The following is an 11410-nucleotide window of genomic DNA, read 5'->3' on the forward strand; positions in this document are numbered from 1 at the left end:
AGATCTAAAGACCGGCCCCCTAGCATTCGAGCCATGACGGTCCTGCCTGACGACGGGCTCTCCCTGGCCGCCGAATTCCCTGACGCGACGCATGAGCAGTGGCAGCGCCTGGTAGAGGGCGTGCTGCGCAAGTCGGGCAAGGATGTATCCGGCGAGGCAGCGGAAGACGCGTTGTCCACGAAGCTCCAGGACGGGCTCACCACCCGCCCGCTGTACACCGCGCCGGAGACGGCACCCGACACCGGTTTCCCCGGGTTCGCCCCCTTTGTTCGGGGAGGCAGCCCCGCGGGCAACTCCCCCGCCGGCTGGGACGTACGCCAGCGGCACCTCGGCACCGACCCCGTACGGGTGAACGAGGCGATCCTCGCCGACCTGGAGAACGGGGTGACCTCGCTCTGGCTGAGCGTGGGCGGCTCCGGACTGCCCGTCGAGGCCCTCCCCCGCGCCCTCGACGGGGTCTACCTCGACCTGGCTCCGGTGTCCCTGGACGCGGGCGCCGAATACGCCGAGGCCGCCCGGGCCCTGCTGCGCCTGTACGCCGAGCGCGAGGTGCCCGCCGGAGCGGCCCGCGCGAGCCTGGGCGCCGACCCGCTGGGCCACGAGGCGCGTACCGGCACCGCCCTGGACCTGGCCGAGGCGGTCGAGCTCGCCAAGACCGTCGCCGCCGGCCACCCCGGCATCCGCACGCTCACCGTCGACGCCCTGCCCTACCACGAGGCCGGTGGCTCCGCCGCCGAGGAGCTGGGCCTCTCGCTGGCCACGGGCGTCGCGTACCTGCGTGCCCTCACCGACGGCGGGCTCGGTCTCGAAGCCGCCCTCAGCCAGTTGGAGTTCCGCTACGCGGCGACCGCCGACCAGTTCCTGACCATCGCGAAGTTCCGCGCCGCCCGCCGCCTGTGGGCCCGGATCGCGCAGGTCTGCGGGGCCCCGGAGGCGGGCGCCCAGCGGCAGCACGCGGTGACCTCCCCGGTGATGATGACCCGCCGCGACCCGTGGGTGAACATGCTGCGCACCACCGTCGCCTGCATGGCGGCGGGCGTGGGCGGCGCGGACGCGGTCACCGTGCTCCCCTTCGACCACGAGCTGGGCCTGCCGGACGCCTTCGCGCGCCGCATCGCCCGCAACACCTCCACCATCCTTGTCGAGGAGTCGCACCTGGCCCGGGTCGTCGACCCGGCGGGCGGCTCGTACTACGTGGAGCAGCTCACCGACGAACTCGCCCACGCCGCCTGGGAGTTCTTCCAGACGGTGGAGCGGGCGGGCGGCCAGGCCGCCGCCCTGCGCTCCGGGATGGTCGCCGAGCGGCTCGCCGCCACCTGGGCCGAGCGCGCACAGAAGCTCGCCAAGCGCCGCGAACCCGTCACCGGTGTCAGCGAGTTCCCGCTGCTCGCGGAGAAGCCCCTGGAGCGCGAGCCCGCTCCCGCACCGCCGACGGGCGGACTGCCGCGCGTCCGGCGGGACGAGGCGTACGAGGCGCTGCGCGCCCGCAGTGATGCGCATCTGGCGGCGACCGGCGCCCGGCCGCGGATCTTCCTCGCCGCGCTGGGTCCGGCGTCCGCGCACACCGCGCGCGCCACCTTCGCCGCGAACCTGTTCCAGGCGGGCGGTGTGGAGCCGGTACACGACCCGGTTTCCGTGACCGACCGGACGGCGGCCGAGGCCTACGCGGCAAGCGGCGCGGACGGCATGGCCGTGCTGTGCTCCAGCGACGCGCTGTACGAGGAGCAGGCCGAGGCCGTGGCCGCGGCCCTGCGTGCGGCGGGCGCGACGACCGTCTTCCTCGCGGGCAAGCCCGGCACCGCGGCCGACGCCGTGGACGAGTACGTCTTCGCCGGCTGCGACGCGGTCGCCGTGCTGTCCTCCGTACTCGACCGGATGGGAGTCGCTCTGTGAGCAGCATCCCCGATTTCTCCGCCCTCCCGCTGGACGGCCCGGCCGCGGCCGGGTCGGAGGACCTGTGGCGCGCCGCGGTGAAGGAGTCCACCGGGAGCGCCACCGGCGACCTGTTGTGGGAGACCCCCGAGGGCATCGGTGTGCAGCCGCTGTACACGAGCCGGGACCTGGAGGGTCTGGACTTCCTGCGGACCTACCCGGGCATGGCCCCGTACCTGCGCGGCCCGTACCCGACGATGTACGTCAACCAGCCCTGGACCATCCGCCAGTACGCGGGGTTCTCCACGGCCGAGGAGTCGAACGCCTTCTACCGGCGCAACCTCGCGGCCGGTCAGAAGGGGCTGTCGATCGCCTTCGACCTGCCCACGCACCGCGGCTACGACAGCGACCATCCGCGGGTGACGGGCGACGTCGGCATGGCGGGCGTGGCGATCGACTCGATCTACGACATGCGCCAGCTGTTCGACGGCATTCCGCTCGACAAGATGACCGTGTCGATGACGATGAACGGCGCGGTGCTGCCGGTCCTCGCCCTCTACATCGTGGCGGCGGAGGAGCAGGGCGTCTCCCCCGACAAGCTCGCCGGGACCATCCAGAACGACATCCTCAAAGAGTTCATGGTCCGCAACACCTACATCTACCCGCCCAAGCCGTCGATGCGGATCATCTCCGACATCTTCTCGTTCACCTCGCAGAACATGCCCCGGTACAACTCCATCTCGATCTCCGGGTACCACATCCAGGAGGCCGGGGCGACGGCCGACCTGGAGCTCGCGTACACGCTCGCGGACGGCGTGGAGTACCTGCGGGCCGGTCAGGCGGTCGGGCTGAACGTGGACGCCTTCGCCCCGCGGCTGTCCTTCTTCTGGGCGATCGGCATGAACTTCTTCATGGAGGTCGCGAAGCTGCGCGCCGCCCGCCTGCTGTGGGCGCGCCTGGTCAAGCAGTTCGACCCGCAGAACCCCAAGTCCCTTTCGTTGCGCACCCATTCGCAGACCTCGGGCTGGTCGCTGACCGCGCAGGACGTCTTCAACAACGTGACGCGTACGTGCATCGAGGCGATGGCGGCGACCCAGGGCCACACCCAGTCGCTGCACACCAACGCCCTCGACGAGGCGCTGGCCCTGCCGACGGACTTCTCGGCGCGCATCGCCCGCAACACCCAGCTGCTGCTCCAGCAGGAGTCGGGGACCTGCCGGTCGATCGACCCGTGGGGCGGCAGCGCGTACGTCGAGAAGCTGACGTACGACCTGGCGCGCCGGGCGTGGCAGCACATCGAGGAGGTCGAGGCGGCCGGCGGTATGGCGCAGGCCATCGACGCGGGCATCCCGAAGCTGCGCGTGGAGGAGGCCGCGGCCCGCACCCAGGCGCGCATCGACTCCGGCCGGCAGCCGGTGATCGGCGTGAACAAGTACCGCGTGGAGAACGACGAGGCGATCGACGTCCTCAAGGTCGACAACTCCTCGGTGCGCAGCCAGCAGATCGAAAAGCTGCGGCGGCTGCGCGAGGAGCGGGACGAGGCGGTCACGCAGGACACGCTGCGGGCGCTGACGAACGCCGCCGACCGCGGGGACGGCAACCTTCTCGCGCTGGCGGTGGACGCGGCCCGCGCCAAGGCCACGGTGGGTGAGATCTCGGACGCCCTGGAGAAGGTGTACGGGCGTCACGCGAGCCAGATCCGTACGATCTCGGGTGTGTACCGCACCGAAGCAGGGGAGTCCCCGTCCGTGGAACGCACCCGCGGCCTCGTCGACCGGTTCGAGGAGGCGGAGGGCCGCCGTCCGCGCATCCTGGTCGCCAAGATGGGCCAGGACGGACACGACCGCGGCCAGAAGGTCATCGCGACGGCCTTCGCCGACCTGGGCTTCGACGTGGATGTCGGCCCGCTGTTCCAGACCCCGGCGGAGGTGGCCCGCCAGGCCGTCGAGGCGGACGTCCACGTGGTGGGCGTGTCGTCGCTGGCGGCCGGCCACCTGACCCTCGTACCGGCGCTGCGCGAGCAGTTGGCGGAGGAGGGGCGCGAGGACATCATGATCGTGGTGGGCGGGGTGATCCCGCCGGCGGACGTGCCGACGCTGCTGGAGATGGGCGCGACGGCGGTGTTCCCGCCCGGAACGGTCATCCCGGACGCGGCCCACGACCTGGTGACGCGGCTGGCCGCGGATCTGGGTCACGAGCTGTAGGCGGCCGCCGGTGCCGAAGATCGACATCGAGGCGTACGCGAAGGGGGTGCTCGACGGGAAGCGCGCGTTCATCGCGCGCGCGATCACGCTCGTCGAGTCCACCCTGCCCGCCCACCGGGCGCTGGCGCAGACCCTGTTGACGCAGCTGCTCCCGCACGCGGGGCGGGCCCGGCGGATCGGGATCAGCGGGGTGCCGGGCGTGGGCAAGTCCACGTTCATCGACGCGTTCGGCACGATGCTGACGGGCCTGGGCCACCGGGTGGCGGTCCTCGCCGTCGACCCGTCCTCCACCCGTACGGGCGGCTCCATCCTGGGCGACAAGACCCGGATGGAGCGCCTGTCGGTGGACCCGGCCGCCTTCGTGCGCCCTTCGCCCTCCGCCGGGACCCTGGGCGGGGTCGCCAAGGCGACCCGCGAGTCGATGATCGTGATGGAGGCCGCGGGCTACGACGTCGTGCTGGTGGAGACGGTCGGCGTCGGCCAGTCGGAGACGACCGTGGCCGGGATGGTCGACTCCTTCCTGCTCCTGTCCCTGGCCCGTACGGGCGACCAGCTCCAGGGCATCAAGAAGGGCGTCCTGGAACTGGCCGACGTCCTCGCGGTGAACAAGGCGGACGGCCCGCACGAACGCGACGCCAAGGCCGCGGCGCGTGAGCTGTCGGGCGCGCTGCGGTTGATGCATCCGGCCGACGCCGCGTGGACCCCGCCGGTGCTGACGTGCAGCGCGCGGGAGTCGACGGGCCTGGACGAGGTCTGGAACCGGCTGGAGCAGCACCGGCGGCTGCTGGACGCGGGTGGCAGGCTGGCCGCGAAGCGGGCGGGGCAGCAGGTGGAGTGGACGTGGTCGATGGTCCGGGACGAGCTGCTGGAGCGCCTGCGCGCCTCCCCGGCGGTACGCGACCTGGCCCCGGCCCTGGAGGCCCGGGTCCGCGAGGGCTCCCTCACGCCCACCCTGGCGGCGGACCGCATCCTGGGCGCCTTCGGCCAGGCCTGACGGTCGGTCAGGCCCGATGGTCAGGCGTCGACCAGTACCGGGCCGGCCGCGGCCAGCGTCTGCCGTAGCACGCGGGCCTGCTCCGCCGGATCGGTGGCGGCCAGCAGGGCCGCGAGGACGGCGATACGGGCCTGGCCCGCGCGCAGCGTGCCCGTCGGGATCGCTCCGGCCGCGACCAGGTCCACCGCTCCGCCGTGCGTGTAGATCTCCGTGACCGGCCCCGCCGCGACGCGCGTGGTCAGGGCCACCAGCACACCGCGGGCCACGGCGGCCTTCACCGCGTCCACGATCTCCGGGGTGGCATTGCCCGCGCCGGTGCCGATGAGGACGATGCCCCGGGCCCCGGCCTCGACGGCGGCGTTCAGGAGCACCGGGTCGCCGTCCGCGTGGTGCATCACCATGTCCACGCGCGGCGGCAGCTCCGGCATCGCCGGCAGGGGCAGCGGCTCGGAGCGCTGCGGCGTGCGCAGCACGGTGACCTTGCCGAAGCCGATCTTCCCGAGCAGCTCCTTGGAGGGGTCGGCGAACGCGTCCAGCGCCACGGCCTGGGTCTTCACCGTGCCGCGGGCCGCGTGGACGCGGCCGGCGAAGGCGATCAGCACGCCGAGCCCGCGGGTGGTCGCCGCGGTGAGCAGGGCGTCGTAGAGGTTGCCGGGGCCGTCGCCGTCCGCGGTGCCCATGGGCCGCTGCGAGCCGGTGAACACGACACTGCGCGGGTCGTGGTGGTGGAGGTCGACCAGGAAGGCGGACTCCTCCAGGGTGTCGGTGCCGTGCGTGACGACGATGCCGTCGACCCCGGGGTCGGCCAGCACCTCGTGCACGGTGCGCAGCAGGGTCAGCTGGTGGGCGGTGGTGAGCCGCGGGCTGTTCACGCTGAACAGGTCCACCACCTCGACGGTGATGTCCTCGGGCAGCGGCGCGGTCGCCACGACCTCGCTGCCGTCGGCGTCGGCCGCGAAACCGGAACCCTGCCAGCGGCTGGCTATCGTGCCGCCGGTGCTGATGAGGACGATCCGTCCCATGGCCACCCTTTCCCTGCGTACGGGTGATACCTCGTACAAACGTGCTGACCCGCAATGATAGAGAGATCCAGGCGCAACGCGATTGCGAGTTCCCCCTCTCCCGTCACAAACAGTGGGGGATGATTGCGTGATGGACGCCATTGATCGAGATATCTTGCGCGAGCTCCAGGCCGACGGCCGGCTCAGCAACCAGGAACTGGCCCAGCGCGTGGGCCTGACCCCCTCCCCCTGCATGCGCCGCGTACGCCAGCTGGAGCAGGACGGGGTGATCCAGGGCTACCGGGCCGTGATCGACCCGGAGGCCGTCGGCCGGGGCTTCGAGGTGCTGGTCTCGGTCGAGGTGCGCCGCGACCGAGAGGCGGTCGAGTCCTTCGAGGCGGCCTTGGAGGACATCCCCGACGTCATCGAGGCCTACCGGCTGTTCGGCAGCCCGGGGTGCCTGCTGCGGATCGCCGTCGCGGACCTGCGCGCGTACGAGCGCCTGTGGATCGAGAAGCTGACGGCGCTCTCCGGCGTCACCGAGGTCAACTCCCAGATCATCATGAAGCGGATCAAAGAGCCCACGGGTCTGCCCGTGTGAAACCGGCACCCGTGTGAGACCGGTAACTGCGCCGTCTCGGGCACTGGGCTTATGTTGACCGGCGACATGTTTTAGGTAAGCCTTACCTCGCTTGATGGTGGGGTCCGGTGGATCCCATTCCGCTTAGCTCCCGGAGTCCCTCCCATGCTGTCCTCGGTCGCCCCTGCCCCTGCTTCCGTTTCCGCTCCCCGCGAGCCGGCGGGCCGGCCGGTCCGCGTGTACGACTCGTGGTGGACGGTTTCGGCGGCGGCGCTCGGCGCGGTGCTCGCACTGGTGGGCGTCCTGTGGTTCTCCCTCCACATACGCACGGACCCGGCGCTGCACACGGCCGCTCTCTTCGCCCATCTCGCCTCCCTCGTCCTGGGCTTCGGCGCCGTGCTCTCCGCGGACTACCACGGCATGCTCTGGGCGCTCGGGCGGTGCTCCTTCGAGGAGGTGCTGTCGGCCACCTCCCGGCTGCACGTCCCGATCTGGGCCGGGCTCGGCGGCCTGGTGGCGAGCGGGGCGATGCTCCACCCCGACCTCGGCTCCCCGCTGACCGCCGTCAAACTGGCCCTCGTCCTCGCCCTCACCCTGAACGGCCTCCAGGCCGGCCTGCTGGGCCGCCGCCTCGCCGCCTCGGCGGACGGGCCGATCCGGCGCCGGATGCTGGCGTGGGGCGGGGCGACCGCGCTGGTCTCCCAGGTGTGCTGGTGGGGCGCGGTCGCCATCGGCTTCCTGAACAGCAACGGCTGACTTCAACGCCGGCATCGCGTCCCCCTCCTAAAGAACGGCTTGTACAGCGCACCTTCACCCGCCCGCGCCGGACGCCCGCACGACCCATGTCGCAATCGCGTGATGGACCGACTACGTACCGTGCACGGAAGTCAGGCCCGATGAGGGAGGGGCGGTACTGTCCTTGCGTGGCAACTCTCGCGCTGTTCAGCACCGACGACCTCTCCTTTCCCGAGTCTCTCCAGGAGGCCGTGGAGCACGGCGAGGTGTTCACGCGTGCCTGGGTGGTCGAGCTCATCCTGGATCTCCTCGGCTACACCGCGGACGAAGACCTCTGCGATCTGAGCCTCGTGGAGCCCGCTTGCGGCGGTGGCGCATTCCTGACCGTCATCGCGTCCCGGATCAGTGCGTCGTGCCGGGCGCACCAGCGCCCCCTCATGGACGCGATCGACGCCGTGCGCGCCTTCGACCTGCTGAGCCGCAACGTGGAAGAGAGCCGGGCACTGGTCGCGGCAACGCTGCAGGAAGAGGGCTGGGAGCCGAAGGACGCGAGAAAGGTCGCCACGGCGTGGGTGAAGCAGGGCGACTACCTGCTGCAGCCGGACGCCGAGCACCGCGCCGACTACGTCGTCGGCAACCCTCCGTACATCCGGCTCGAAGACGTTCCCGACGACCGGATGGCGGCGTACCGCCGGGCCTGTTCCACGATGGGCGGCCGCGCCGACATCTACATCGGCTTCTACGAGGTGGCCCTGCGCAGCCTCAACCGGGGCGGACGGCTGGGCTTCATCTGCGCCGACCGCTGGATGCGGAACCAGTACGGCCGACGGCTGAGGCAGCTGGTGACCGAGCACTTCAGCATGGACCTCGCCCTCGTGATGCACGAGGTCGACGCCTTCGACGACCAGGTTGCGGCCTATCCCGCGATCACCGTCATCTCGAACGGGCCCCAGGGCGCAGCGGTCGCCGCGGACGCGAACCGTTCCTTCGGTGCAGAGCAGGCGGGGGACTTCGCCGACTGGTACGCGGCAGGACAGCAGCCGACGGTCACCACGGATGCGTATCAGGCTGCCCGCATGCCCCATTGGTTCCCGGAGGAGGACTCGTGGCCGGCCGCCTCACCGGCGAGACTCGCCGTCCTGGAGGACCTCACCGAGCGCTTCCGGCTCCTGGAGGACACCGAGACGGGAACGAAGGTCGGCATCGGCATTGCCACCGGCGCAGACAAGATCTTCCTCACCAGGGACAAGGACCTGGTCGAGGAAGACCGGCTGCTCCCCATGGCCATGGTCCGCGACACCACCAGCGGCAGGATCGACTGGGACGGCACCTTCCTGGTCAACCCCTGGACGGCCGCCGGTGACCTGGTCGCCCTCGATGCCCATCCGCGTCTCGCCGCCTACTTCCGCAAGCACGGCGAGGCCCTGCGCAAGCGCTACGTCGCGGTCAAGCAGCCCCACCGCTGGTACAAGACCATCGACAAGGTCGACCACCAACTCACCCGGCGCCAGAAGCTGCTGTTCCCGGACATGAAGCTGAGGATCCATCCGGTCCTCGACGAGGGCGGCGCAGCGGGCCTGTACCCTCACCACAACCTGTACTTCATCGTCTCGGACGTCTGGGACATGCGCGTACTCGGTGGCCTGTTGCTGTCCAAGGTCGCGGAGGCATTCGTGGAGGCGTACGCGGTCAAGATGCGTGGGGGCACCCTCCGCTTCCAGGCGCAGTACCTCCGGAAGATCCGCGTCCCGAACCCGGCGTCCATCAGCGAGAGCGACCGGGACGCTCTGGCGGAAGCCTTCGCCGAGCGGGACGTGGAGGCCGCCACCGAGGCCGCCATGCGTGTCTACGGGCTGGCCGAGCTGCCTGACTAGGAGGAACGAATCTTGACGGTCACCCGCCAAGACTTCGAGGACGCCATCGCAGCGTACTGGGGCGCCAAGGAACTCCAGAGGGAGCAGTCGGCGATCAAGGCCGCCGTCGGAGCAGGCACGGCAGGTTCCGTACGGGGCGGCAAGCACTTCGACTCCATCGCCATCCTGCTGTCGAAGTTCTTCCTCGACGCCGGGTACCCGCCGGAGAGCATCCGCGTCACCAAGTCCCAGGGCCTCGAACTGCCCGGTTACTACCGGCCGCAGAAGCAGTGGGACCTGGTCGTCGTCCACCAGGACACCCTCGTGGCCGCCTTCGAGCTGAAGGCCCTCGGCGGCCCGTCGTTCGGCAACAACTACAACAACCGCGTCGAGGAAGCACTGGGCAGCGCCGTCGACCTGCGCCATGCGGCCCTGGCCGAGCTGTACCCGGGAGAGGAGCCCTGGCTCGGCTACTTCTTCATCATGCAGGACGAGCCGGGCTCCCGAAGGCCGGTCAAACCGGCCAGGGGCGCCCTGCCGGTGGAGGGAATCTGGCAGGGCATGTCCTACCAGGAGCGCTTCGGCGTCTTCTGCCAGCGGCTCCTGTCCGAGCGGCTCTACGACGCGGCCTGCTACATCACCTCGTCGGCCGCCGACCCAAAGCCGCACGAACCCGTCGACAAGCTCGACTGGCGCCACTTCTCGGCAGCCATAAACGCGCGCCTCACCTACCTCAAGGACCTGGGCTTTCCCGGCTAGCCGCGCATCCGCCCGACCGGGGCGCGCAGGTCAGGCGTCCTCGCGGATCGGCTCCAGGATCGCGACGCACTCCATGTGGTGCGTCATCGGGAAGAGGTCGAAGACGCGGAGGGTGCGGGGCTTGTAGCCGGCCTCGCGGAAGTACTCCAGGTCGCGGGCCAGGGCCGCCGGGTCGCAGGCCACGTATGCGATGCGGCGGGCCGAGAGGCCGGCGATGTGGCGGACCGTCTGCTTGCCCGCGCCCGCGCGCGGGGGGTCCAGGACGACCAGGTCGCATTCCGTGATGCCGGTCCGCGGGAGGACCGACTCGACCTTGCCCTGTTCGATGCGGACCCGGGGGAAGTCCGCCAGGTTGTGGCGGGCGTCCTCCACCGCGCGCTTCGTCGACTCGATGCCGAGCACCGCGCCCGTCTCGCCCAGGCGTTCCGCGAGGGCGCCCGCGAAGATGCCGACGCCGCAGTAGAGGTCCAGGGCCATCTCGCCCTTGCGCGGCATCAGGCCCTGCATGACGGCCTTGATCAGGGTGTCGGCGGCCTGGGGGTGGACCTGCCAGAAGCCGCCCATGCCGACGCGGTACGTACGGCCGTCGGCGCGCTCCCGGACGAAGGGGCGGCCGTGGACGCGGTGGACGCCGCCGTCCTTCTCCTCCACGCGCAGGACGGAGACGGGCTTGTCCAGCTCCACCAGGGGGAGGCGGCCGCCGGGGCGGGGGGTCAGGACGACCTGGCGGTCGCCGGAGCCGGAGGCGGCGATGGCCTCGACCGTGGCCATCTGGGGCCAGTCCTGCTTCTCGATGCCGAGCTCGCTGACGCCCTCCGCCGCGATCATGCAGTGGTCGATCAGTTCGATGTCGTGCGAGCGGTGCTTGCGCAGGCCGACGCGGCCGTCCTCGTCCACCGCGTACTGCACGCGGGTGCGCCACTGAGGCACCTGCCCCGCCGGAAGCTTGTCGCCCTCGGCCGGCATGACGGTGCCGTCCCAGCCGGCCTCCTCCGGAGTCAGTCCGGCGAGCCGCTTCAGCTGCTCGGCGACGACCTCGCCCTTGAGCCGGCGCTGGGCGCCCGGCTTGGCGTGCTGCCAGTCGCAGCCGCCGCACTTGCCGGGGCCGGCGTACGGGCACGGGGCCTGCACGCGGTCCTTCGAGGCCTCCAGCACCGTGATCGCGTCGGCGCGCAGGAAGCGCGAGTCCGTCTCGCCCTCCGTCACGCGCGCGACGACCTTCTCGCCGGGCAGGGTGTGGCGGACGAACAGGACACGGCCGTCGGCGGTGCGGGCGATGCAGTGCCCGCCGTGCGCGACGGGGCCGACCTCGACCTCGTACTCCTCCCCGACCAGTGACTGCTTCTCGTTCTGCTCGGTCATGGTGGGGAGACTCCAAAAAATCAAGGGGCACGGCGACGGCCGGACAGCCG

The 11410-nt window shown here is 71.2% G+C and carries 9 protein-coding genes; 7 read left to right on the plus strand and 2 right to left on the minus strand.

Annotated features, from left to right (window positions below):
- The first annotated feature begins 33 nt into the window (after nucleotides 1-33).
- From mutA to meaB, 3 genes are read left to right on the plus strand one after another with little or no spacing between them, the layout of a single operon-like run.
- Nucleotides 34-1893, plus strand: a complete 1860-nt coding sequence (mutA, locus tag AB0B01_RS07715) for a methylmalonyl-CoA mutase small subunit (protein WP_361713957.1) — start codon at nucleotides 34-36, stop codon at nucleotides 1891-1893.
- Complete coding sequence (gene scpA / locus AB0B01_RS07720) at nucleotides 1890-4076, plus strand: methylmalonyl-CoA mutase (protein ID WP_361713959.1); 2187 nt, start codon at nucleotides 1890-1892, stop codon at nucleotides 4074-4076. The genes mutA and scpA overlap by 4 nt, the downstream gene beginning before the upstream one ends.
- Before the next feature lie 10 nt (nucleotides 4077-4086).
- Nucleotides 4087-5070 (plus strand): methylmalonyl Co-A mutase-associated GTPase MeaB, encoded by a 984-nt coding sequence (gene meaB, locus AB0B01_RS07725; RefSeq protein WP_361713961.1) that lies wholly within the window; start codon nucleotides 4087-4089, stop codon nucleotides 5068-5070.
- Between the two features lie 20 nt (nucleotides 5071-5090).
- On the opposite strand, the gene AB0B01_RS07730 is transcribed toward meaB, so the two are convergent.
- Nucleotides 5091-6092 (minus strand): asparaginase, encoded by a 1002-nt coding sequence (locus AB0B01_RS07730; protein ID WP_361713963.1) that lies wholly within the window; start codon nucleotides 6090-6092, stop codon nucleotides 5091-5093.
- A 130-nt stretch (nucleotides 6093-6222) separates the two neighbouring features.
- Here AB0B01_RS07730 and AB0B01_RS07735 point away from each other — a divergent pair, with 130 nt between their 5' ends.
- The 4 genes from AB0B01_RS07735 (at nucleotide 6223) to AB0B01_RS07750 (ending at nucleotide 9998) form a co-directional block, all read left to right on the plus strand.
- A complete protein-coding gene (locus AB0B01_RS07735) occupies nucleotides 6223-6672 on the plus strand; it encodes an Lrp/AsnC family transcriptional regulator (RefSeq protein ID WP_361713965.1) in 450 nt (149 codons plus the stop codon).
- A 144-nt stretch (nucleotides 6673-6816) separates the two neighbouring features.
- Nucleotides 6817-7407, plus strand: coding sequence for a hypothetical protein (locus AB0B01_RS07740; protein ID WP_361713966.1), 591 nt, complete (start codon nucleotides 6817-6819; stop codon nucleotides 7405-7407).
- Nucleotides 7408-7574: 167 nt separating this feature from the next.
- The gene (locus tag AB0B01_RS07745) at nucleotides 7575-9260 is read left to right on the plus strand and encodes an Eco57I restriction-modification methylase domain-containing protein (protein ID WP_361713968.1); all 1686 of its coding nucleotides are present in this window, start codon (nucleotides 7575-7577) and stop codon (nucleotides 9258-9260) included.
- A gap of 12 nt (nucleotides 9261-9272) precedes the next feature.
- Entirely contained in the window at nucleotides 9273-9998 is a 726-nt protein-coding gene (locus AB0B01_RS07750; RefSeq protein ID WP_361713969.1) for a PaeR7I family type II restriction endonuclease, read from the plus strand.
- A gap of 30 nt (nucleotides 9999-10028) precedes the next feature.
- On the opposite strand, the gene AB0B01_RS07755 is transcribed toward AB0B01_RS07750, so the two are convergent.
- Nucleotides 10029-11360 (minus strand): TRAM domain-containing protein, encoded by a 1332-nt coding sequence (locus AB0B01_RS07755; RefSeq protein ID WP_361713970.1) that lies wholly within the window; start codon nucleotides 11358-11360, stop codon nucleotides 10029-10031.
- Nucleotides 11361-11410 lie beyond the last annotated feature (50 nt).

Origin of the sequence: Streptomyces sp. NPDC044571, assembly GCF_040647115.1 — a bacterium.
Taxonomy (GTDB): domain Bacteria; phylum Actinomycetota; class Actinomycetes; order Streptomycetales; family Streptomycetaceae; genus Streptomyces.